Origin of the sequence: Defluviimonas sp. SAOS-178_SWC (genome assembly GCF_039830135.1) — a bacterium.
Lineage (GTDB): Bacteria > Pseudomonadota > Alphaproteobacteria > Rhodobacterales > Rhodobacteraceae > Albidovulum.
The window spans coordinates 814,775-836,967 of the sequence record NZ_CP156081.1; the positions used below are offsets into that span (position 1 = coordinate 814,775).

The following is a 22,193-nucleotide window of genomic DNA, read 5'->3' on the forward strand; positions in this document are numbered from 1 at the left end:
GAAAAACCCGGCCAAGCGCGCCCGATTTCCGCGAAAGGAGAACAACGTCGTCCCCTGCATCATCCGTTCGATGCGGGCGAATGACCCGATATCTTGTGGAAAACCGCCGCTCACCGCCCATATGCAGGGCATCGCCATTGACTCGCGGCCTTGCCGGCCCAAGGATTGCAGACCCTTGGGAATCACGGGAAAGGCCCCGCATTTGCGCTTCACGCGGCTCAGACTGAACGGCTTCAAGAGCTTCGTGGACCCCACGGATCTGATGATTCACGAGGGGCTGACGGGAGTCGTCGGTCCGAACGGGTGCGGCAAATCGAACCTTCTGGAAGCCTTGCGCTGGGTGATGGGCGAGAACCGCCCCACCGCGATGCGCGGCGACGGGATGGAGGATGTGATCTTCGCCGGCGCCGCCTCCAGACCGGCGCGGAACTTCGCCGAAGTGGCGCTCCACATCGACAACTCCGAACGGCTCGCCCCTTCGGGCTTCAACGATCAGGACAGTCTGGAGATCGTCCGGCGCATCACCCGCGACGCCGGCTCCGCCTACAAGGCCAACACCAAGGACGTGCGGGCCCGCGATGTTCAGATGCTGTTCGCGGATGCCTCGACCGGGTCGCATTCGCCCGCGCTCGTGCGGCAGGGTCAGATTTCCGAGTTGATCAATGCCAAGCCGAAGAACCGCCGCCGCATCCTCGAAGAGGCGGCGGGGATTTCCGGCCTCTATCAGCGGCGGCACGAGGCCGAACTGAAGCTGAACGGCACCGAACAGAACCTCGCCCGGGTCGAGGATGTGGTGGAACAACTCGCCCAGCAGCTGGCGACTTTGGCCCGGCAGGCGCGCCAGGCCGCCCGGTACCGCGAGATCGGCGAGGAACTGCGCCGCGCAGAGGGCATGCTGCTCTATCGTCGCTGGCGTGAGGCCGATCAGGCGCGGATCGTGGCGGAGGGCGATCTGACCGAACGGACGAAGCTCGCGGCCCAAGGGGAGGCGGCCGCCCGTGCGGCGTCGAGGGCCCGGGGCGAGCGTGAGGCGGCCTTGCCGCGCCTTCGCGAGGAGGAAGCGATCGCGGCGGCCGTCTTGCAGCGTCTTCAGGTTCAGCGCGACACGCTGAAGGATCAGGAGGAACGTGCGCTCCAGACCATCGAGACGCTGAAGGGCCGGATCGATCAGCTTGCGCGCGACATGGAGCGTGAGGCCGGCCTCAACCGCGATGCGGGCGAGACGATCCAGCGGCTCGACTGGGAGCAGGCGCAGATTCTGAAGGCCGCCGAAGGCCACGAGGCGCGGCTGGCCGAAGCGCTCGAGGCCGCGCAGGATGCCGCAAGGGTGCTGTCGGGCCGGGAGGCGGCGCAATCCGAACTGGCCGAGGACGTGGCCCGCCTGTCGGCCCGCCACCAGTCGGCGCACCGGCTTTTGGCTGACAACCGCGCGACGCTGGACAAGTCCGAAGCCGAGGCCGCCCGCGCGAAATCCGCCGCCGGAGAGGCCGAGGTCGCGCTCAGGAAAGCCAGCACGGATCTTGCGGGCGCAGAGGCCGCGCAGGCGGAGGCGAGCCGGGCAGCCGAAGCGGCCGAGGCCGCGCTCGTCGCCGCCGATGACGCCCGGACCGAAGCCCAGGCGAAGGAGGCGGAGGCCCGCGCGGCGCGGTCCGCGGCCGAGGGCGAGGCGGGCGCGCTGAAGGCCGAGGCGGCGGCGCTCCTGAAACTGGTCGAACGCGAAGCCGCCACCGGCAAGCAGCTCCTCGACCGGGTCGAGGTGAAGAAGGGCTTCGAAAAGGCGCTGGGCGCTGCGCTCGCCGACGACCTTCGCGCCCCCGAAGTGGCTGCGGATGCCGGGTCAGGCTGGGCGGCGCTGCCGGGATACGGTCAGGCCCAGACCCTGCCGGACGGGGTTGCGGCGCTTTCGAACCACGTCGCGGTGCCTGCCGTCCTCGCCCGCCGCATCGGTCAGATCGGACTTGTCGCCAAGGCCGATGGCGCGCGGTTGCAGCCGCTTCTCAAGCCCGGCCAGCGTCTTGTCTCGGTCGAAGGCGATCTCTGGCGCTGGGACGGTTTTCGGGCCGCGGCCGAGGACGCGCCGTCCGCGGCCGCGCTCCGGCTTCAGCAGTTGAACCGCCTCACCGACCTCAAGCGCGACCTCGAAGAGGTCAATGCCCGTGCGACCGGCGCGCGGCAGGCACACGAGCTTCTGACGCGGCGGCTGGCCGAGACGACGGAGGCCGACCGAGCCGCCCGCGATGCGCGGCGCGAGGCGGACCGCCGCATGGCAGAGGCTTCGCGCGCCCTGTCGAGGGCCGAGGCGGATCGTTCCATCGCTGGCGGCAAGCTTGAAAGCGCGCGGCTGGCGGTCGCCCGCTATGAGGAGGAGGCGCTTGCCGCCCGGACACGGTTGCGCGACGCCGAGGCGGCTGTGAAGGCGCTCCCCGATCTCGACGCCGCCCGGGCCGAGGTGGAGGACGTCAAGCTCACCGTCGAGGCAGCGCGGATGACCATGCTTGCCAAACGCTCCGCCCATGACGAGATCCGCCGCGAGGGCGAGGCGCGGACCAAGCGCCGGCAGGAGATCACCAAGGAGATCTCCGGCTGGAAACATCGCTTGGAGACGGCAGAGAAGCGCATGGCCGAGCTTGCCGAACGCAAGATCGAAAGCGAAGCGGACCTGAAGGGGGCCTCCGCGGCGCCCGCCGAGATCGCCGCCAAGCGCGCGGAACTGACCGATGCCATTGACACGGCGGAAGCGCGTCGCCGGGCCAGCGCCGACAGGCTTGCCGAGGCCGAGACGGCATTGCGGCAGGCGACCGATGCGGAGCGCGAGGCCGAACGCGCGGCGTCCGAGGCGCGCGAGGCCCGTGCCCGCGCCGAGGCGCGCGCCGAGGCCGCGCGTGAAACTGTGGCCCATGCCGTCGCCCGTATCCATGAGGAGACGGAGACCGATCCTGCCGGGCTCTTGCAGAGCCTTGACGCCGATCCCGACCGGATGCCTTCGGCGGAAGCGCTCGACACCGACGTCCACCGCCTGCGCCGCCAGCGCGACGCGCTTGGGGCGGTCAACCTCCGGGCCGAGGAGGACGCGAAGGAAGTCCAGACCGAGCATGACACCCTGGTCATGGAGAAGGCCGACCTCGAAGAAGCGATCAAGAAGCTTCGTGCCGGCATCGCGGGGCTGAACCGCGAGGGGCGCGAGCGACTTCTGACCGCCTTTGAACAGGTCAACGCCAACTTCCGCCTCCTGTTCACCCATCTCTTCGGCGGCGGCGAGGCCAACCTGGTTCTGGTCGAAAGCGACGACCCGCTTGAGGCGGGGCTCGAGATCATGTGCCAGCCGCCGGGCAAGAAGCTCGCGACGCTCTCGCTTCTGTCGGGGGGCGAGCAGACGCTAACCGCGCTCGCGCTGATCTTCGCGGTCTTCCTCGCGAATCCCGCGCCGATCTGCGTCCTCGACGAGGTCGATGCGCCTCTTGACGACGCCAACGTGACGCGGTTCTGCGACCTCCTCGACGAGATGACCCGCCGCACCGATACGCGCTTCCTGATCATCACCCACCATGCGGTGACGATGGCGCGGATGGACCGCCTTTTTGGCGTCACGATGCAGGAACAGGGCGTGAGCCAGCTGGTCAGCGTCGACCTCAAGAAGGCCGAGGCATTGGTCGCCTGACGCCTCGTCGGGCCGGTATTCGCCCGATTGGCCCCGGATATTCCGCGCGCTGCGCTAACCGCGCATTAATGGTTAACAGATAGAACGGGAGGTGAACAGAACGTCCAGGTATCCGTCATGCGTGAACTCCTTTCCATCGCCACCATGTTCCTCCTTCTCGCCGTCGCGGGTATCGAGCCGAGCCATGCGCAGGTGACGAAGATGTGTAAGTCCGGGCTTGTCGCCGTGTCGCTGGAAACTTGCTGAGGGCTCGCGGGCTCAGAGCCTGCCCAAAAGCGCCCGCGTCGGCCAGGCATCGGCCGGAAGGCCGAGACGCGCTTGTTCCTTCTGCACCGCTTCCCGCGTCTTTTCGCCGAGGATGCCGTCGATCGCCCCAACGTCATGCCCGCGCGCCGCGAGCGCCTTCTGCAGGCTCTTCATTTCGCCATCGGTGAGGCCAGGCTCGGGATTGCCCGGATCGTAGACCGGCGTGCCTTCGAGCCGCGTCGCGAAATAGGCGGCGGTCGTGACGTAGACGAAACTCTTGTTCCATTCGAAATAGACGCGGAAATTCGGGTAGGCGATGAAGGCCGGACCCTTTCGCCCCATCGGCAGGAGGATCGCCCCCCTGAGCCCGGCCGCCAGAGGCGCCGACCGTCCCTTGACACCCATCCGTGCCCAATCGGACACCGGCAATTCGTGGTTGAGCCCGGTCTTCGACCAGTCGAGTCCCTCCGGCACCACGACTTCCTGCAACCACGGTTCTCCTGCCTGCCAGCCGAGCCCCTTCAGCATTTTCGCCCCTGACATGAGCGCGTCGGGTGCGGAGGTCTTGAGCGAGACATGCCCGTCGCCGTCCCCGTCGACGCCGTTCCTCAGGATGTCGTCAGGCAGCATCTGGACCATGCCGATCTCGCCCGCCCATGCACCCTTTGTCCGTGCCGGGTCGAAATCGCCACGCGCGTAAAGCTCCAGCGCCGCGAAGATCTGCGGACGGAAGAGGTCCGGCCGGCGGCAGTCGTGGGCGAGCGTGACAAGCGCGTTCAGCGTGTTGAAATCGCCTTGCACCGCGCCGTAATCGGTCTCCAGCGCCCAGAATGCCAGCAGCACGCCGGGCGAGACGCCATAATCGCGCGCGATCTTCTGGAAGGTGCTTGCGTATTCCTTTGCCTTGCGCTGACCGTTCTGCATCCGGTTGGCACTGATCACGGCGCGGGAAAACTCGATGAAACTCTTGCGGAAAACACCCTGCGCCCGGTCGGCCTTGAGCACCTTCGGATCCTGTCGCGCATCTGCGAAGAAGCGCTCGACCCGGTCCGCAGGATGGCCCCCGGCCCGGGCCTCGGCCTTCAGGCCGGCGACGAAATCGGCGAAATTGCCGCCGCAAGACGCGAAAGCCGCATGAGGGGCGAGGCTGAGGGCGAGGATGGCGGTCAGGTGCCGCATGTCGGTCTCCGGTCATTCGGGCCCGGGCCGGATCGATCGCGGGCCGGCGCAGCGGGCATTTTCCCGCGGGTCTTGGCGGGTATTAACAATTGCTTAAGCATTGTTGACGATTCTCTAACAAAACAACAAGAAGTGTAGAACCGTAGGTTTCACGCCGCTTCCGGGAGTTAACATGCGTGTTCTGATCGTTGAGAGTGACGCGAACCTCGGTTGGCTGTGGAAACGTCACCTCGAGAGGTTCTCGGCCAGCGTGCATCTTGTCTCGGGACAGGAGGACGCGGTCGCGTTTCTCGAACGTGAGGCGGTCGAGGTCATCGTGCTCGACCTGATCCTCGGCGAAGGCAGCGCGATCGCGGTGGCCGACTACGCGAGTTACCGGCATCCGCAGGCGAAGGTCATCTTCGTCACCAACACGACCTTCTTTTCGGATGGTTCGATCTTTCAGCACATCCCCAATGCCTGCGCGTTCCTGCCCTCTCGGATGCCCCCGGAGGACCTGGCGGCCGTGGTGGAACATTACGGTACGGCGACTTGAGCCGGCGGCCGGCATTGTTGCAGATCGGCGCATAGAGTGACATTCCGGGAACGGATTGGGCATGGATGCATTTCAATCCAAAAGGTTAACTTGATTTTCGCCATGATCGGCTCATGCTTTGATCGGGGGGAAGTGGTGCGATGTCTGAGTATTTGCCGAAGGAAGTGCGCGCGGGGCTGGAAGAGGCGCGCAAACGCGATCTGAAACGCCGCTCGCGGCTTCGGGTGATCGCGGGGGATGAGGTTTATCCGATCCTGCGCTTCTGGGAGACGGGTTTCGCGCTCGATGCCGATCAGGTTCAGCATTTGCGCGGGCTCGTCGATATCTACGACGGAACGCGGCATCTCTATCAGTCGCTAATCGTCGCGTCCGGCATCGAAGAGGGCGAACTGATCTGCACGATGAAGCGGTCGACCATGGCGCATGACAAGGTTCCGCTCGACTACGTGCGCGACGACAACGCGCCGGTGGGCTATCTGCCGCGCGATTGACCGGCCGGGCGGTTGCCGCGCCAGGTTGAGAATCGTTGCCTTCCGGGCGCGATGCTGACCACCCCGGTCGCCGGTGATCGGCCGGATAGAACACCCTAAACAGAGTGTCGACGACCCTATTGCAGATCCGCGAAAGCCTTTTGCAGACGCTCGACCGCCTCGGTCACGCGCGCCCGCGACGTCGCGAGCGTGAAGCGCAGGAAGGTTTCGCCGCCCGTGCCGAATTGCGGACCGGGGGCTGCAGCAATCCGCGCGATATCGCGTGTCCGGGCGTTGATTTCAGCGGCATCCATGCCGGTGCCCGAGAAATCCACCCAAGCCAGATAGGTGGAGTCCAGCGGAAGCGATCTTACGCCGGGTATGGCATTGACGCCTGAGTCGAAAATCTGCCGGACGGCGTCGAGATGCGCGATCTGCGCATCGACCCAGGCCGCACCTTCCGGGGAATAGGCGGCGGTCACCATCTTCAGCCCCAGACCGTTCGCCCCAAAGTCGAGCGACCGGAGGCGTGTCGCCATGTCTCGGCGCAATGCGGGATCGGCGATGATCAAGTTGCCGGTTCTCTGCCCCGCGATGTTGAAGGTCTTCGACGCGGCCGTGGCGTTCACCAGACGGTCGCGCGCCTCGGGGGCGGCGACGGCCATCGGCACGAAACGGTGGCCGGGAAAGATCAGGTCGTGATGCACCTCGTCGGAGACCAGAATCAGCCCGTTGCGCGCGGCGAACTCCGCGACGGCGCGCAGTTCCTCGACCGACCAGATACGACCGGACGGGTTCTGCGGAGAGCACCAGATCAGGATCTTCTCCGCCCCGGTCAGGCGGCTCTGGGCATCGTCGAGGTCAAGCTCATAGCGGTCGCCCACCCTTGCGAGGGGGCATTCCGTCACGACGCGGCCGGCCGCCGTGATCTTGCGCGCGAATTCGTGATAGACCGGCGAAAAGACCACGACGGCGTCGCCGGGATCGCTCCAGACGTCGATGCATAGGGCAATGGCATTTCCCAGGCCCTGCGTGGTCAGAATCCATTCAGGGTCGATCTGCCAATCGTGCCGGGACTTCATCCACCAGCAGATTGACTCATGATAGGGACCGTAATCGGCGAAATAGCCGAAGACCCCCTGCTCGGCAGCCTCGCGCACCACGTCCCTGACGCAAGGCGCGGTGGCGTAGTCGGAGTCCGCCGTCCACATGGCGAGGCCATCTTTCGGCGAGACCCCGAAGAGCTTTTCCATCAAGTCCCACTTCGACGAGTGGGTGCCGCGGCGGTCGATAAGGTCGTCAAAGCTCATGGTGCCTCCCGAATTCACCGCGAACGTATATAGCTTTACGGCAGGCGCAAGTCCGGTCGGCGGGGCATTGCGTCGCGTCGGCCCATCGCCTAAATCACCCGCATGACGCTCCGCCAGATCCTGATCCATCCCGACCCGCGCCTGAAGAAGCGCTGCGATCCCGTGACCGAGATCACGAAGGAACTGCGCGTGGCCGCCGGGGACATGCTCGAAACCATGTACGACGCACCCGGCGTCGGCCTCGCCGGACCGCAGGTCGGGTTGATGAGCCGCATTCTGGTGATGGATTGCGTGAAGGATCCCGAGGCCGCCCCCCGGCCGATGGTGCTTCTGAACCCCGAGGTGACCTGGGCCTCGGAGGCGACCAATGTCTACGAGGAAGGCTGCCTCTCGATCCCGGAGCAATATGCCGATGTGACGCGGCCTGCGGAGGTGAAGGTACGCTGGATCGACCTCGACGGGGTCACGCAGGAGGAGCATTTCGCCGGTCTCTGGGCGACTTGCGTGCAGCACGAGATCGACCACCTGAACGGCAAGCTCTTCATCGACTATCTGACACCGCTCAAACGTCAGCTCATCACCCGCAGGATGACCAAGCTGAAGCGCGAACGGGCGCGTCTGTGACGGTCCGCCCCTTCGTTCCCTATCCCGACAAGCGCCTGAGAACCCCGGCCGAGCCGGTGGCCGCGGTCACCGAGACGGTGCGCATGGTCTGGGACGACATGGTGGAGACGATGGACGCGATGCCGGGCTATGGGCTCGCCGCGCCGCAGATCGGGATCGGCTTGCGCCTTGCCGTCGTCGACTGCTCCGACAAGCGCGGGCAAGCGGTGAAGATGGCGAACCCGGAGGTTCTGCACGCCTCGATCCAGATGCGCCGGCATGAGGAAGCGAGCCCCAACCTGCCCGGCGTCTCGGCCACGATCGAACGGCCCCGCGCGGTGACGGTGCGGTTTCTGAACGAGGCGGGCGTGGTGGAAGACCGGGATTTCGTCGGGCTCTGGGCGACGAGCGTCCAGCATCAGATCGACCATCTGAACGGAAAGATGTATGTCGATCACCTCTCGCCGGTGCGCAGGAAGATGCTGGTGGCACGGGCGGAGAAGCTGCGCAAGCGCGGATAGCGACCGGGGGGCTGCGCGCCCCCCGGACCCCCCGCGGAGTATTTGCGCCAAGAAGAAGGACAAGGGATGCGCGTGATCTTCATGGGGACGCCCGAGTTCTCGGTACCGGCGCTGGACGCGGTGGCGGCGGAATATAATGTGGTCTGCGTCTACACCCAGCCGCCGCGCCCGGCGGGGCGCGGCAAGAAGGACCGGCCGAGCCCGGTTCAGGCGAGGGCGGAGGCGCTGGGCCTGCCCGTTCGCCATCCGGTCAGTCTCAGGACGCCCGAGGCGCAGGCGGAATTCGCCGCGCTCAAGGCAGACGTGGCGGTCGTGGTGGCCTACGGGCTGATCCTGCCGCAAGCCGTCCTCGATGCGCCGGCGAAAGGGTGTCTTAACATCCATGCCTCCCTTTTGCCGCGCTGGCGGGGGGCGGCGCCGATCCATCGGGCGATCATGGCCGGCGATGCCGAGACCGGCATCTGCATCATGCGGATGGAGGCGGGGCTCGATACCGGGCCGGTGCTGCTTTGCGCGCGGACCGCGATCGGGCCGGAGGAGACGATGGCCGACCTCCATGACCGGCTGGCGGCGATGGGCGCGCGTGCGATTGTCGATGCGCTGGCGCGACTCGACGGTCTCATCCCGGTGCCGCAGCCGGCAGAGGGCGTGACCTATGCCGCGAAGATCGACAAGGCCGAGGCGCGGATCGACTGGACGCGCCCGGCGGCAGAGGTCGACCGGCAGATCCGGGGGCTTTCACCGTTTCCGGGGGCATGGGCGGAGGTCGCGGGCGAGCGGGTGAAGCTCCTCCGCTCGCGCGTCGCATCGGGCGCGGGAATGCCGGGAAAGGTTCTGACCGGCTTCACCGTCGCTTGCGGCGCCGGCGCGGTCGAGATCACCGAGGCGCAGCGCGAGGGCAAGCGACCGATGCCGGCCTCCGAGGTTCTGCGCGGGCTCGAATTGCCGGGCCGACTCGGCTGAGCGTTTCCAAACCGGGCCCGCTCCCCCATATTGAGGGTGTAGGCATCAGGAGGCGGCCATGGCGGTTCTCGCCCTCATCATCATCGGCGCGGCGGCGGGGTTCATTGCCACGCGGTTGATGAAGCTCGAAACCGATCTGATTACCACGATCGCGATCGGGATACTTGGCGCGCTGGTGGGCGGGCTGGTCCTGCGCCTCCTTCTCGCGATCACCGGCTTCGCGGCGGGCTTCGTTGGAGCGGTCCTTGGAGCGATGGCGCTAATCTGGCTCTGGGAGAGGTACGGGCCGAAACGCCGTTAGGGGCGCGGCGGGCGAGACCGGTAGACCGGCAGGCGCCAGCCGAAGATCAGGCTTCCGGCCCTGAGGACGAAGGTTGCGAAAGCGCAGAGCGTGAGGGCCGCGCCGGTCGGCAGGACGGCGGACGCGACGAGTGCCGCGCCGGCGCCTGCGAAGGCAGCGGTGACGTAAAGCTCCCCCTGTTTCAGGACCAGCGGCACCTCGTTGCAGACAACGTCGCGCATCAGCCCGCCGAAGCAGCCCGTGGCGATCCCCATGATGAGCGTGACCGCCCAGTGCTGGCCGGACGCGAGCGCGACGCCCACTCCGGCGGGCACCGCGACCGCAAGCGCCAGAGCGTCGAGCCAGGTGAGAACGCGGAGCCGGCTTTCGAAAAGATGCGCGGTGAAGAAGACCAGCACCGCCGCCGCGACCGCCACCGCGATGAAGGCGGGTTCGGCCACCCAGAAAACCGGGTTGCGGTCCAGAAGCACGTCGCGAAGCGTGCCGCCCCCAACGGCCGTCAGGCTTGCCACGAAGGCAAAACCGACGATGTCGAGCTGCGCACGGCTCGCCATCAGCGCGCCGGTCAGCGCGAAGACGAAGACCGAGGCGTAGTCGAGAAGCTCAAGCAGCGTCATCGGCGCGGGGCTTCTTCTTCGGCTTGAAGGGCGCCATGCCCGCCCGGGCCAGTTCGTCCGCGCGTTCGTTCTCGGGGTGGCCGGCATGGCCCTTGATCCATTCCCACCGCACCTTGTGGCCCGACTGCGCGGCCTCGAGGCGCTGCCAGAGATCGACGTTCTTGACCGGCTTCCTGTCCGCCGTCCTCCAGCCATTGCGCTTCCAGCCGTGAATCCATGTGGAGACGCCGTTCTTCACATAGGCGCTGTCGGTGACGACGGTGATCGCGCTGTCGCGCTTCAACGCTTCCAGCGCCGAGATTGCCGCCAGAAGCTCCATCCGGTTGTTCGTCGTCTCGACCTCACCCCCGTTCATCTCGCGGGTCTTGACGACCTCGTCGCCATTGCGGGCGATCATCAGGACGCCCCAGCCGCCCGGGCCGGGATTGCCGGAGCAGGCTCCGTCGGTATAGGCGAATAGCTCGGGCATCTGGTCTCCGCAGGCGGGCGTCAGCCCGGTCTAGGTGCCAGAGCCAGCGCGGTCAACCGCCGCGCAGGCGCGGGCGCGGAGGATCAGGAACGGATCGGACGTTCCGGCCAGCCCAACCTCCGTCCCCTCCGCCTCGAAGATAACGGTGAACCCTGCCGCTTCGAGCAGGCCCAGAAGTTCTTCGCGACCGACATAGGTATAAAAGCGGTCAAGCGCGTCGCGCGCCTCGCCGGTTCCGGTCTTCATGCCGATATGGAAAAGCCCGCCGGCTTTCAGCGCCCGGTGCAATGCCGCGAGATGGCGCGGCAGGTCGGCTCGGGCCGCGTGGAGGAGCGAGAAATTCGCCCAGACGCCGTCATAGGCCCCGACCGCGTCAATATCGTCGAAAGTGCCGAGCCGGGCGCCGACCCCGTGACGCTGGTTGGCGAGTGCGACCATCGCGGGCGAGGCATCGACCGGGTCGGGCACCATCCCGGCCGCGCGCAGGAACGCCGAGGCATTGGCCGGCCCGCAGCCGAGGTCGAGGACATGCGCGCCCTGCGGCAGCGCCTCGACGAAGGCGCGAAGGTGTCGGTCGGGCTTCACGGTCCGGAAGCGGTCATCGTAATCCGGCGCCTTCGCGTCGTAGACGGCGATCGTGCGGGCATCCGCGCTCACGCCGGTTCCCTCAGGACGCGCGGCACCTTGAATTCGACATTCTCCAGGGCCGTCTCCACCAGTTCCAGCGTCACGTCGAACCGGGCGCGGAAGGCGTCGATCACCTCGTTCACGAGGATCTCGGGGGCCGAGGCGCCTGCGGTCACACCGACTGCCTTCGCGGCGCCGAGGGCGCGCCAGTCGATATCGTCCGCGCGCTGGACAAGCTGGGCATAGGCGCAGCCTGCCGCCTGCCCGACTTCCACCAGGCGTTTGGAGTTCGACGAATTCGGTGCTCCGATCACCAGGAGCGCGTCTATCTTCGGGGCAACGGCCTTTACCGCCTCCTGACGGTTCGTCGTCGCGTAACAGATATCTTCCTTGTGCGGGCCGACGATGGCCGGAAAGCGCGCCTTGAGTGCCGCGACGATATCGGCGGTATCGTCCACCGACAGCGTGGTCTGGGTGATGAAGGCGAGCTTCGAGGGATCGCGCGGACTGATCTCCGCGACATCGGCGACCGTTTCGACCAGAAGCACCTCGCCCTCCGGCAATTGCCCCATCGTGCCGAGCGTTTCGGGGTGACCGGCATGGCCGATCATCACCATTTGCAGGCCGTTCTCGTGGTGCCTTTCGGCCTCGATATGCACCTTGGAGACCAACGGACAGGTCGCATCGACATAGACCATCTCGCGCCGCGCGGCCTCGGCCGGCACGGCCTTCGGCACACCGTGGGCCGAGAAGATCACCGGCCGGTCGGAGGGGCATTCGTCCAACTCCTCGACGAAGACGGCGCCCTTTTCGCGCAACCCGTCCACCACGAACTTGTTGTGCACGATCTCGTGGCGGACATAGACCGGCGCCCCCCACTTCTGGATCGCCATCTCGACGATCTTGATCGCGCGGTCGACGCCGGCGCAGAAGCCGCGCGGGGCGGCGAGATAGAGGATGAGGCGGGGCCGATCCATCGCGTTCTCCTGTCTGCGTGGAATGCTGTAAGCCGTCGGGCCGCGGGCGTCTAGTCCCCGAGCAGGCCGGCCGTCACCCACGCCAGCGCGAGGTAGCGGCCGGTCTTGGCCAGCGCGACGAGGCCGAGAAAGAGCCAGGGCGGGGTGCGCATCATTCCCGCTACCATCGTGAAAGCGTCGCCAAGCGGCGCCCAGCTGAGCAGCAGGGTCCAGACGCCGTAGCGGGCATACCAGACCTGCGCGCGCGCAAGCTGTGCCGGGCGAACCGGGAACCAGTGCCGGTCGCGGAAGCGCTCGACCCAGCGGCCGAGCGCGTAGTTCACCGCCGAGCCGAGTGTGTTGCCGACAGACGCCACGGCTACGATCAGCGGCAGGCCGCTCAGCGCCCCGGCCTGAACCGCGACGAAGAAGACTTCGGATTGGAAGGGCAAGAGAGTGGCGGCGCCGAACGCCGCCAAGAAGAGCCCGAGGAGCGACAGGGCCTCTGTCATGCCGGCGCCGCGTTCACCTGTCGGTCAGTTCCCGCCGGCCGTCTCTTCTTCGCGGTCGAAGCGCGGCTCGCGCGGCGGTCGGCCGATCACGTCGCGAAGGGCGTCAAGCTCGATGAAATTGTCGGCCTGGCGTCGGAGTTCGTCGGCGATCATCGGCGGCTGCGAACGGATGGTCGAGACGACCGAAACGCGCACGCCCTGCCGCTGAAGGCTCTCGACCAGTGGCCGGAAATCCCCGTCACCGGAGAACAGGACGATGTGATCGACCCTCGGCGCCAGTTCCATGGCGTCGACCGTCAGCTCGATGTCCATGTTGCCCTTGACCTTACGCCGGCCCTGACTGTCGGTGTATTCCTTGGCCGGTTTCGTGACCATCGAATAGCCGTTGTAATGCAGCCAGTCGACGAGCGGTCTGATCGGCGAATAGTCGTCGTTTTCCAGCAGCGCAGTGTAGTAGAATGCCCGCAGCAACTTGCCGCGCCGCTCGAACTCCTGCCGAAGGAGCTTGTAGTCTATATCGAATCCGAGCGCCTTCGCAGCTGCGTAGAGATTCGACCCGTCGATGAACAGCGCAAGCCGTTCGTCCTTGTAGAACATTAATGGTTCCTTTCAAAAAATGTTCTGCCGAATGCTTCTTTCAGTGTTTGGGTGGACAAACTAAAGCACCCGACAGTCAGGCGAGAGTATACAGGAATACGCAAATTGCCACAGCTTTGGGAATCTGTCCGAAAGAACAGGCTAGCAGCCGTCGCTTTAGGCGGCAACCAGCCGTCGCCGGAAGGCGATTCCGCAGCCACTCTTGTTGCCGCATTACGCGCAATTTCGCAAGATATCGGCGGGATCGTTTCGGTATCGCGATTTTTCCGCACCCCGGCCTATCCACCTGGATCAGGGCCCGACTTCGTCAATGCGGCGGCTTTGGTCGCGACCGATCTCGATGCGTCCGCCATGCTCTCCGGCCTGCATGCGATCGAGGCGCGTTTCGCGCGGAAGCGCGACCTCCGCTGGGGTGCGCGGACGCTCGACCTCGATCTCGTCGCGTTTGGCGATGCGGTTCTGCCCGATCCGGCGACCGAGGAGCACTGGAGGACGCTGCCTCCCGCTCGCCAGTCCGTCGAGACGCCCGATCGCCTGATCCTGCCGCATCCGCGGCTTCAGGACCGCGCCTTCGTGCTGATTCCCTTGGCCGAGATCGCCCCCGGCTGGCGCCATCCCGTTACCGGGCGCAGCGTCGCGAAGATGCTCGAAGCGCTTCCCGAGGCCGACAAAGCGGCGATTTGCCCGATTTGACGGAGAATCCCCGCTTGTCAAGGGATTTCCAAGGGCCTAAATAGCGGGTTCCATATCTCCCAAGCCGATTGGAGTTCGCCGATGGCCCGCGTGACGGTCGAAGACTGCGTTGACAAGGTTCCGAACCGGTTCGAGCTGGTGATGCTTGCCGCCCATCGTGCACGCGAGATCGCGGCCGGCTCTCCGCTGACCATCGACCGCGACAACGACAAGAACCCCGTCGTCTCGCTCCGCGAGATCGCCGACGAGACACAGGCCGCTGCCGATCTGCGCGAGCGCATGATCGAGAGCAACCAGACCCAGATCGAGGTCGATGAGCCCGAGGACGACGCGATGGCGCTTCTGATGGGGGCCGAGGTCGACCGCCCGCAGGACGACGACATGTCGGAAGAGAAGCTGCTCCGGGCGCTGATGGAAGCTCAGGGCCAGGGTTAAGCCCACGAACACCGAGGCGCGCGGACCGGAATGATCGACGTCGAAGACCTGATCGCACTGGTCCGCAACTATAATCCCCGCACGAATGAAGACCTGATACGGAAAGCCTACGACTATGGCCGCCGGATGCACGAGGGTCAGAAACGTCATTCGGGCGAGGCTTACTTTACCCATCCCGTCGCCGTCGCCGCGATCCTGACCGAGCAGCGGCTCGACGACGCGTCGATCATCACCGCGCTTTTGCACGACACGATCGAGGACACCAAGTCCACCTATACCGAGATTGCCGCCCAGTTCGGCGACGAGGTGGCGGAACTGGTCGATGGTGTCACCAAGCTCACCAATCTTCAGCTTTCTTCGACCGAGACCAAGCAGTCGGAGAATTTCCGCAAGCTCTTCATGGCGATGTCGAAGGATCTGCGGGTGATCCTCGTCAAGCTTGCCGACCGGCTTCACAACATGCGCACGATCAAGTCGCTGCCGATGGAAAAGCAGGTCAGGAAGGCGCGCGAGACGATGGATATCTTTGCGCCGCTCGCCGGCCGCATGGGCATGCAGTGGATGCGCGAGGAACTGGAGGATCTGTCGTTCCGGGTGATCAACCCCGAGGCGCGCGCCTCGATCATCCGGCGCTACATCACGTTGCAAAAGGAAACCGGCGACGTGATCCACAAGATCACCGCCGATATCCGCACCGAGCTTGAGAAGGAAGGGATCGACGCCGACGTCTGGGGCCGCGCCAAGAAGCCCTATTCGATCTGGCGCAAGATGCAGGAAAAGCAGCTGGCGTTCTCGCGGCTGTCCGACATCTACGGGTTCCGCGTCATCTGCCGGACGGAATCGGATTGCTACCGCATTCTTGGCGCGATCCACCGCCGGTGGCGGGCGGTGCCGGGGCGGTTCAAGGATTATATCAGCCAGCCGAAGTCGAACGGATACCGCTCGATCCATACAACCGTGTCGGGCCGGGACGGCAAGCGGGTTGAAGTGCAGATCCGCACCCGGCAGATGCACGAGGTCGCCGAAGCCGGCGTTGCCGCGCACTGGTCCTACCGCGATGGCGAACGCGCCCAGAACCCCTTCGCCGTCGATCCGGCGAAATGGATCGCGACGCTGACCGAACGCTTCGATACCGCCGACGATCATGACGAGTTCCTCGAGAACGTGAAGCTCGAAATGTATTCGGACCAGGTCTTCTGCTTCACGCCCAAGGGCGATGTGGTGCAGCTGCCGAAAGGGGCGACGCCGATCGACTTTGCCTATTCGATCCACACCCGGATCGGGAATTCATGTGTCGGCGCCAAGGTCGACGGCATCCGGGTGCCGCTCTGGACCCGCCTCAAGAACGGCCAGTCGGTCGAGGTCATCACCGCGACCGGGCAGCGCCCGCAGGCGACCTGGATCGACATCGTCGTCACCGGCCGGGCGAAATCGGCCATCCGCCGGTCCCTGCGCGAGGAGGACCGCGAGCGCTTCGTCAAGCTCGGCCAGGAGCTGGCGCGGGTGGCCTTCGAACATGTCGGCCGCAAGGTTTCGGACAAGGCGCTCAGGACCGCCGCGAAGACGCTCGGCCTCAGTGACGAGACCGAAGTCCTTGCGCGGTTGGGCAGCGCCGAGTTGACGGCGCGCGAGGTGATCGAGGCGATCTACCCCGAGCTTGCGACACAGCAATCGGTCGAGGAGGTGGATCACCGCCGGTCGGTTGTCGGCCTGACGGCCGACCAATCGTTCCGGCGCGCGAATTGCTGCCAGCCGGTGCCGGGCGAACGCATCGTCGGGATCACCTATCGCGGTCAGGGCGTGGTCGTGCATGCGATCGACTGCCCGGCCCTCGCGGAATTCGAGGAACAGCCGGCCCGCTGGGTCGACCTGCACTGGCATTCAGGCCGGCATGCGCCGGTTCACACGGTCAGCCTCAACATGACCATCACCAACGATGCCGGGGTTCTGGGGCGGATATGCACCTTGATCGGCGAACAGAAGGCCAATATCTCCGACCTTACTTTCGTCGACCGAAAGCCGGATTTTTACCGTCTTATCGTGGAAGTTGATGTCCGGGATGCGGAGCATCTCCATATGGTGCTGACCGCCCTTGAGGCGGAAAGCGACGTGGCACAGGTTGAGCGTTACCGCGACCTCAGCCGCAAGCCCTGACGGGCGGGAAGGGAACGCGACGTGGTCTTCAAGCGGCGTAACCCGCGGACCTATCTGCAAATGTTGGCCGAGGCCTTCTGGCCGCGCGGCGGCTGGACGCGCGCGTTCCACTACGTCAAGCACCGCATCCGGCGGCTGCCGGATGATCCGCACCGGATCGCCCGTGGCGTCGGTGCCGGCGTCTTCATCAGCTTCACGCCGCTCTTCGGGCTGCATTTCATTTCCGCGATGATCTCGGCGAAGGTCGTGCGCGGCAACATCCTCGCGTCGCTCCTCGGCACGTTTTTCGGAAACCCGGTGACCTTCCCGATCATCGCCTTCACCTCGATGAAGCTCGGGCACCTGATCCTCGGGACGAGTTTCGACGAAAGCCAGCACGCGACGCTCTTCGGCAAGTTCGTTGGCGCAGGCCATGACCTGAAGCACAACTTCTTCGCGCTGTTCACCGATGAGACGACGCAGTGGGTCAATCTCTACAACTTCTGGAACGAGGTCTTTCTGCCCTACCTCGTGGGAGGATTCCTGCCCGGGATCATCGCCGGGGTGCTGTCCTACTACCTTTCGGCGCCGGTGATCGCGGCCTATCAGAAGCACCGCCGGAAGCGGTTGAAAGACCGCTTCGAAAAACTCAGGGCACGGCTTCACGCACGTAATGAGCAGGCCCGTGAAAAGGGCTGAGGCCGCAATTGTACCCGTGACGATTTCGCCCTTCACGGATCCGGCCGTGGCCCTTTAATCTCGGGCGGACCGACGACAGAACGGAGTTAACCCCTTGGACGATCTCAGGCTCGGTGTGAATATCGACCACGTGGCGACGGTGCGGAACGCTCGTGGCTCCGCTTATCCTGACCCGGTCAGGGCGGCCAAACTGGCTGAAGCGGCGGGTGCTGATGGAATCACCGCGCATTTGCGCGAAGACCGCCGCCACATCACTGACGACGATATCGAACGGTTGATGGCGGCTCTGACCTTGCCGCTGAATTTTGAAATGGCGGCGACTGAGGAGATGCAGAAGATCGCGCTTCGCCACCGACCCCATGCCGTCTGTATCGTGCCGGAAAAGCGTGAGGAGCGGACGACCGAAGGTGGGCTTGAAGTGGCGCGTGAGGAGAACCGGCTTGCGCATTTCATCGCGCCCTTGGCCGAGGTCGGCTGTCGTGTCTCGATCTTCATCGCCGCCGATGCTGCCCAGATCGAGGCGGCCGCCCGCATCGGCGCTGCGGTGGTGGAACTTCACACCGGGGCGTACTGCGATCTTCACGCGGAAGGAAAATTTACCGAACGCGATGCCGAGCTTGCACGGCTGCGCGAGATGTCGGCCTTCGCACACTCCCTCGGGCTCGAGGTGCATGCCGGCCACGGCCTGACATATGATACGGTCGGCCCGGTCGCGGCCTTTCCCGAGGTGCGGGAACTCAATATCGGCCATTTCCTGATCGGCGAGGCGATCTTCACCGGTCTCAAGCCAGCGATCCAAGAGATGCGCCGCCTGATGGACGCCGCGCGCACGAACCCATGAAGGCGGTCTGGTACGAGGGGTTCGGCCCCGCCGATGACGTCCTGACCTTCGGCGATCTGCCCGACCCCACGCCGGGTCCGGGTGAGGTTCTGGTACGACTTCGTGCCTCTGGCGTGAACCCTTCGGACGTCAAATTGCGGGCGGGTGCCCGCGCAGGTGCCGTTATGGCATGGCCTCGCATTGTGCCGCATTCCGACGGCGCGGGTGTCATCGAGGCGGTTGGCGCCGGTGTTGACGCGGCGAGGGTCGGAGAGCGTGTCTGGATCTGGAACGGCCAGTGGCAGCGCCCCTTCGGCACGGCGGCGGAACTGATCGCGCTGCCCTCCGCGCAGGCCGTGCGCCTGCCCGATGGTACCAGCTTTGCCGAGGCCGCCTGTCTCGGCATCCCGGCAATGACGGCATGGTATGCCCTCTTCGCGGATGGCCCCATCGCCGGGAAAACCGTTCTGGTGACCGGCGGGGCCGGCACCGTTGGTCGCTACGCCTGCCAGATGGCCCGGCTCGGCGGCGCGCGCGTGATCACGACCGTCTCGTCGCCCGAAAAGACTGCACATTCCACCGCAGAAGACTGGATCAACTACCGCGAAACCGATGTGGCGGCGGCGGTGATGGATCTGACCGGCGGCGCGGGCGTGGACCGGATCGTCGAGGTCGACTTCGCGGCGAACCAGCAGGCATCACTGGCGATCCTCAAGCCGGGCGGGGTGGTCGCTTCCTACGCGTCGGCCTCGAAGATGAAGCCGGAACTTGAATTCTACGGTTTCATGTTCCGCAACGTGACGCTTCGGATGCTGATCGTCTACCAGCTTGATCCTGAGACCCACAGGCGCGGCGAAGCGCAGCTGACGGAATGGCTGGAGGCGGGCGCCCTCAGCCACGCCGTCGTGCCGGGCGGAACGCTGGCCGACTGCGCAAGTGCCCACCGCATCGTGGAGGCCGGTGAGAAGCTCGGCACCGTGGTCTTGGACCTGAGCCGATGATCCTCGGCATCGGCACCGACCTTGCTAATATCGAGCGGATCGCCGCCACGATCGACCGCTTCGGCGACCGCTTTCGCAATCGGGTTTTCACCGAGGTCGAACAGCGCAAGGCCGAACGGCGCAAGGATGCGGCCGGCACCTATGCGAAGCGCTGGGCGGCGAAGGAGGCGTGCTCGAAGGCGCTGGGCACCGGGTTGCGAATGGGGATTTCCTGGAAGGACATGGCGGTCTCCAACCTCCGCACCGGCCAGCCCGTCATGCATCTGACCGGCTGGGCGGCGGAGCGGCTGGCGGCGATGACGCCCGAGGGGCACGAGGCCATCGTCCATGTCACGCTCACCGACGATCACCCCTGGGCGCAGGCTTTCGTGGTGATCGAAGCCCGACCGATCCCCCGCGCAACTTGACTCCCCGGCTTCGGGCGAGCATGTAGCGCCAAAGAGCGAGCAGGGGCAGGGATCAACATGGCCACGACGGCGAAGGACGGGATCGTCGAGACGATCAAGACGGTGGTTTATGCGCTCTTGATCGCGGGCGTCTTCCGCACTCTCTTTTACCAGCCGTTCTGGATCCCTTCGGGGTCGATGAAAGACACGCTGCTGATCGGGGATTTCCTCTTCGTCAACAAGATGGCCTACGGCTATTCGCGTTATTCCTGCCCGTTCTCCGCCTGCCCGATCAGCGGCCGCCTTTTCGGGTCGGAGCCCGAGCGCGGCGACGTCGTGGTCTTCCGCCACCCGGCCAACGGTTCCGATTTCATCAAGCGGCTGATCGGCCTTCCCGGCGATACGGTACAGGTGAAGGAGGGCGTGCTCTTCCTGAACGGTCAGCCGGTGCCGCAGGAGGATGGCGGCCTCTTCGAAGAGATCAAGGCCCCGCAAGGCTCCCAGCGCAACATGCCGCGCTGCGCCAACGATCCGGTCGGGGTCGGCGGCGCCTGCGTGAAGGAACGCAAGATCGAGACGCTGCCGAACGGTGTGAGGCACGACATCCTGAACATCGCCAATGTCCCGGCCGACAACACCCCGCTCTATACCGTGCCCGAGGGGCACTACTTCTTCATGGGCGACAACCGCGACAACAGCCAGGACAGCCGTTTCGCGGTCTCCTCGGGCGGGGTGGGCATGCTGCCGGCGGAATACCTGATCGGCCGCGCCGACCGGATCATGTTCTCCTCGGCCGGCCGCTCGCTCTTCTTCTTCTGGACCTGGCGGTCCGACCGCTTCTTCAAGGCGGTGGAGTGAAGCTCGGCGCCGACCTTCAGGCCTTCTCGGCCCGGATCGGGCATGACTTCGCGCGCCCCGACCTTCTGGTGCGCGCTGTCACCCATGCCTCCATCGCCACGGCCACGCGGCCCGACAACCAGCGGCTGGAATTCCTTGGCGACCGGGTTCTTGGCCTCGTGATGGCCGAGGCGCTGCTGGCCGCCGACAAGGGCGCCTCCGAAGGCCAGCTTGCCCCCCGCTTCAATACATTGGTGCGCAAGGAAACCTGCGCCGCCGTCGCGCGAGAGATCGCGCTTGGCGATGTCCTGAAACTCGGCCGGTCCGAGATGATGTCGGGCGGCCGCCGCAAGGATGCGCTTCTCGGCGACGCGATGGAGGCCGTGATCGCGGCCGTCTATCTCGATGGCGGATTCGAGGCGGCGCGCGGTGTGATCCTGCGGCTTTGGGGAAAGCGCATCGGCGCGGTCGAGGCCGATGCCCGCGACGCCAAGACCGCGCTTCAGGAATGGGCACAGGCGCGCGGACTGCCGCCGCCGGATTATACCGAACGCATGCGTGAAGGCCCCGACCACCAGCCGGTCTTCACCATCGAGGTCCGGCTGGCGACCGGCGAGGCGGAAACCGCGAAGGCCGGGGCCAAACGCCAGGCCGAACAGGCGGCGGCAAAGGCGCTTCTGGCGCGGATGGAGAAATCGAATGGCTGAGGCCGAAGGAAAGACCCGCGCCGGATTCGTGGCGCTGATTGGCGAGCCGAACGCGGGCAAGTCGACGCTCCTCAACCGGATGGTCGGGGCCAAGGTCTCGATCGTCACCCACAAGGTGCAGACGACGCGCGCCCGGATCCGCGGCATCGCGATGGAAGGGGCGGCGCAGATCGTCTTCGTCGATACGCCGGGTCTTTTCCGGCCGCGCCGGCGGCTCGACCGGGCGATGGTCGCTGCCGCCTGGGGCGGCGCGGCGGATGCCGATATCGTCGTCCTTCTGGTCGAGGCGCATCGCGGTCTGACGCCGGGGGTGGAAGCCATCCTCGCCGCGCTGAAGGAACGGATCGGGGAGGGGCAGCGCGTCGCGCTCGCCATCAACAAGATCGACCGGGTCAAGGCCGAGGCGCTTCTGGCGCTTTCGGCCGAGCTGAACGAGGCCTATCCGTTCGAAAAGACCTTCATGATCTCGGCCGAACGCGGCCATGGGGTGGAGGACCTCAAGACCTGGCTTGGCGAGGAACTCCCTGAAGGCCCCTGGTTCTATCCCGAGGACCAGATCGCCGACCTGCCGCTCAGGATGATCGCGGCCGAGATCACCCGCGAGAAGCTGACGCTGAGGCTGCACGAGGAGTTGCCCTACCAGCTGACGGTGGAGACCGAACGCTGGGAGGATAAGCCCGACGGGTCCGTGCGCATCGACCAGCTTGTCTATGTCGCCCGGGATGGCCACAAGGGCATCGTCCTCGGCCACAAGGGCGACACGATCAAGGCGGTGGGCCAGGCGGCGCGGGCGGAACTCGCGGAGTTCCTCGGACGGCCGGTGCATCTTTTCCTTCAGGTCAAGGTGCGGCCGAACTGGCTGGAGGAGAAGGAGCGCTATTCCGAGATGGGGCTCGACTTCAAGGATGGCGACTGAGG

At 65.8% G+C, this 22,193-nt stretch carries 26 protein-coding genes; 18 read left to right on the forward strand and 8 right to left on the reverse strand.

Translation table 11 applies throughout. The features are described 5' to 3' along the window. Nucleotides 1-202 precede the first annotated feature (202 nt). Together smc and V5734_RS04915 are read left to right on the forward strand one after the other, a co-directional pair. Nucleotides 203-3,658, forward strand: a complete 3,456-nt coding sequence (gene smc, locus V5734_RS04910) for a chromosome segregation protein SMC (protein WP_347313575.1) — start codon at nucleotides 203-205, stop codon at nucleotides 3,656-3,658. A gap of 117 nt (nucleotides 3,659-3,775) precedes the next feature. Further along, nucleotides 3,776-3,904, forward strand: a complete 129-nt coding sequence (locus V5734_RS04915; protein WP_347312394.1) for a hypothetical protein — start codon at nucleotides 3,776-3,778, stop codon at nucleotides 3,902-3,904. 12 nt (nucleotides 3,905-3,916) lie between these two features. On the opposite strand, the gene V5734_RS04920 is transcribed toward V5734_RS04915, so the two are convergent. Continuing rightward, on the reverse strand, nucleotides 3,917-5,083 hold the full coding sequence (locus V5734_RS04920) for a lytic murein transglycosylase (protein WP_347312395.1): 1,167 nt from the start codon (nucleotides 5,081-5,083) through the stop codon (nucleotides 3,917-3,919). A gap of 172 nt (nucleotides 5,084-5,255) precedes the next feature. Here V5734_RS04920 and V5734_RS04925 point away from each other — a divergent pair, with 172 nt between their 5' ends. Both V5734_RS04925 and V5734_RS04930 read left to right on the forward strand, forming a co-directional pair. Continuing rightward, nucleotides 5,256-5,618: a response regulator transcription factor gene (locus tag V5734_RS04925; protein WP_347312396.1), complete on the forward strand. Its 363-nt coding sequence runs from the start codon at nucleotides 5,256-5,258 to the stop codon at nucleotides 5,616-5,618. Between the two features lie 140 nt (nucleotides 5,619-5,758). Then, nucleotides 5,759-6,109: a hypothetical protein gene (locus tag V5734_RS04930; protein ID WP_347312397.1), complete on the forward strand. Its 351-nt coding sequence runs from the start codon at nucleotides 5,759-5,761 to the stop codon at nucleotides 6,107-6,109. Between the two features lie 116 nt (nucleotides 6,110-6,225). On the opposite strand, the gene V5734_RS04935 is transcribed toward V5734_RS04930, so the two are convergent. Then, entirely contained in the window at nucleotides 6,226-7,398 is a 1,173-nt protein-coding gene (locus V5734_RS04935; RefSeq protein ID WP_347312398.1) for a MalY/PatB family protein, read from the reverse strand. Nucleotides 7,399-7,500: 102 nt separating this feature from the next. Between V5734_RS04935 and def (V5734_RS04940) the strand changes: the two genes are divergently transcribed. The 4 genes from def (V5734_RS04940) to V5734_RS04955 all read left to right on the forward strand — a co-directional run bounded on the left by def (V5734_RS04940) (nucleotide 7,501) and on the right by V5734_RS04955 (nucleotide 9,786). Then, the gene (gene def / locus V5734_RS04940) at nucleotides 7,501-8,022 is read left to right on the forward strand and encodes a peptide deformylase (RefSeq protein ID WP_347312399.1); all 522 of its coding nucleotides are present in this window, start codon (nucleotides 7,501-7,503) and stop codon (nucleotides 8,020-8,022) included. After that, complete coding sequence (gene def / locus V5734_RS04945; RefSeq protein WP_347312400.1) at nucleotides 8,019-8,522, forward strand: peptide deformylase; 504 nt, start codon at nucleotides 8,019-8,021, stop codon at nucleotides 8,520-8,522. Before def (V5734_RS04940) ends, def (V5734_RS04945) begins: the two co-directional genes overlap by 4 nt. Nucleotides 8,523-8,588: 66 nt before the next feature. Next, nucleotides 8,589-9,485: a methionyl-tRNA formyltransferase gene (gene fmt / locus V5734_RS04950; RefSeq protein ID WP_347312401.1), complete on the forward strand. Its 897-nt coding sequence runs from the start codon at nucleotides 8,589-8,591 to the stop codon at nucleotides 9,483-9,485. 58 nt (nucleotides 9,486-9,543) lie between these two features. After that, complete coding sequence (locus V5734_RS04955) at nucleotides 9,544-9,786, forward strand: GlsB/YeaQ/YmgE family stress response membrane protein (RefSeq protein ID WP_347312402.1); 243 nt, start codon at nucleotides 9,544-9,546, stop codon at nucleotides 9,784-9,786. Here V5734_RS04955 and V5734_RS04960 read toward each other — a convergent pair. The 6 genes from V5734_RS04960 to V5734_RS04985 are packed head-to-tail and all read right to left on the reverse strand — an operon-like array spanning nucleotide 9,783 to nucleotide 13,564. After that, entirely contained in the window at nucleotides 9,783-10,403 is a 621-nt protein-coding gene (locus V5734_RS04960) for a trimeric intracellular cation channel family protein (RefSeq protein WP_347312403.1), read from the reverse strand. The genes V5734_RS04955 and V5734_RS04960 overlap by 4 nt on opposite strands. Further along, nucleotides 10,390-10,872 carry a ribonuclease HI gene (gene rnhA, locus V5734_RS04965; RefSeq protein ID WP_347312404.1) on the reverse strand — a complete coding sequence of 161 codons (483 nt, stop codon included), beginning with the start codon at nucleotides 10,870-10,872 and terminating at the stop codon, nucleotides 10,390-10,392. The genes V5734_RS04960 and rnhA overlap by 14 nt, the downstream gene beginning before the upstream one ends. A gap of 30 nt (nucleotides 10,873-10,902) precedes the next feature. Continuing rightward, entirely contained in the window at nucleotides 10,903-11,529 is a 627-nt protein-coding gene (locus V5734_RS04970) for a class I SAM-dependent DNA methyltransferase (RefSeq protein ID WP_347312405.1), read from the reverse strand. Continuing rightward, complete coding sequence (ispH, locus tag V5734_RS04975) at nucleotides 11,526-12,476, reverse strand: 4-hydroxy-3-methylbut-2-enyl diphosphate reductase (RefSeq protein ID WP_347312406.1); 951 nt, start codon at nucleotides 12,474-12,476, stop codon at nucleotides 11,526-11,528. Before ispH ends, V5734_RS04970 begins: the two co-directional genes overlap by 4 nt. 50 nt (nucleotides 12,477-12,526) lie before the next feature. Continuing rightward, nucleotides 12,527-12,967, reverse strand: a complete 441-nt coding sequence (locus tag V5734_RS04980; protein WP_347312407.1) for a YqaA family protein — start codon at nucleotides 12,965-12,967, stop codon at nucleotides 12,527-12,529. Nucleotides 12,968-12,991: 24 nt separating this feature from the next. Further along, a complete protein-coding gene (locus tag V5734_RS04985; RefSeq protein ID WP_347312408.1) occupies nucleotides 12,992-13,564 on the reverse strand; it encodes an NYN domain-containing protein in 573 nt (190 codons plus the stop codon). A gap of 51 nt (nucleotides 13,565-13,615) precedes the next feature. On the opposite strand from V5734_RS04985, the gene folK reads away from it, so the two are divergent. The 10 genes from folK (at nucleotide 13,616) to era (ending at nucleotide 22,191) form a co-directional block, all read left to right on the forward strand. Continuing rightward, nucleotides 13,616-14,257 carry a 2-amino-4-hydroxy-6-hydroxymethyldihydropteridine diphosphokinase gene (gene folK / locus V5734_RS04990; protein WP_347312409.1) on the forward strand — a complete coding sequence of 214 codons (642 nt, stop codon included), beginning with the start codon at nucleotides 13,616-13,618 and terminating at the stop codon, nucleotides 14,255-14,257. Between the two features lie 81 nt (nucleotides 14,258-14,338). After that, nucleotides 14,339-14,692, forward strand: a complete 354-nt coding sequence (gene rpoZ, locus V5734_RS04995) for a DNA-directed RNA polymerase subunit omega (RefSeq protein WP_347312410.1) — start codon at nucleotides 14,339-14,341, stop codon at nucleotides 14,690-14,692. Nucleotides 14,693-14,722: 30 nt separating this feature from the next. Continuing rightward, nucleotides 14,723-16,846 (forward strand): RelA/SpoT family protein, encoded by a 2,124-nt coding sequence (locus V5734_RS05000; protein WP_347312411.1) that lies wholly within the window; start codon nucleotides 14,723-14,725, stop codon nucleotides 16,844-16,846. A 21-nt stretch (nucleotides 16,847-16,867) separates the two neighbouring features. Further along, a complete protein-coding gene (locus V5734_RS05005; protein ID WP_347312412.1) occupies nucleotides 16,868-17,524 on the forward strand; it encodes a DUF2062 domain-containing protein in 657 nt (218 codons plus the stop codon). 94 nt (nucleotides 17,525-17,618) lie between these two features. Next, nucleotides 17,619-18,365, forward strand: a complete 747-nt coding sequence (locus V5734_RS05010; RefSeq protein WP_347312413.1) for a pyridoxine 5'-phosphate synthase — start codon at nucleotides 17,619-17,621, stop codon at nucleotides 18,363-18,365. Beyond that, nucleotides 18,362-19,345 (forward strand): NADPH:quinone reductase, encoded by a 984-nt coding sequence (locus V5734_RS05015; RefSeq protein ID WP_347312414.1) that lies wholly within the window; start codon nucleotides 18,362-18,364, stop codon nucleotides 19,343-19,345. Before V5734_RS05010 ends, V5734_RS05015 begins: the two co-directional genes overlap by 4 nt. Continuing rightward, nucleotides 19,342-19,752 (forward strand): holo-ACP synthase, encoded by a 411-nt coding sequence (gene acpS, locus V5734_RS05020; RefSeq protein ID WP_347312415.1) that lies wholly within the window; start codon nucleotides 19,342-19,344, stop codon nucleotides 19,750-19,752. Before V5734_RS05015 ends, acpS begins: the two co-directional genes overlap by 4 nt. Before the next feature lie 57 nt (nucleotides 19,753-19,809). Next, the gene (gene lepB, locus V5734_RS05025; RefSeq protein WP_347312416.1) at nucleotides 19,810-20,589 is read left to right on the forward strand and encodes a signal peptidase I; all 780 of its coding nucleotides are present in this window, start codon (nucleotides 19,810-19,812) and stop codon (nucleotides 20,587-20,589) included. Then, the gene (rnc, locus tag V5734_RS05030) at nucleotides 20,586-21,275 is read left to right on the forward strand and encodes a ribonuclease III (RefSeq protein ID WP_347312417.1); all 690 of its coding nucleotides are present in this window, start codon (nucleotides 20,586-20,588) and stop codon (nucleotides 21,273-21,275) included. The genes lepB and rnc overlap by 4 nt, the downstream gene beginning before the upstream one ends. Further along, on the forward strand, nucleotides 21,268-22,191 hold the full coding sequence (gene era, locus V5734_RS05035; protein WP_347312418.1) for a GTPase Era: 924 nt from the start codon (nucleotides 21,268-21,270) through the stop codon (nucleotides 22,189-22,191). Before rnc ends, era begins: the two co-directional genes overlap by 8 nt. The last annotated feature ends 2 nt before the right edge of the window (nucleotides 22,192-22,193 follow it).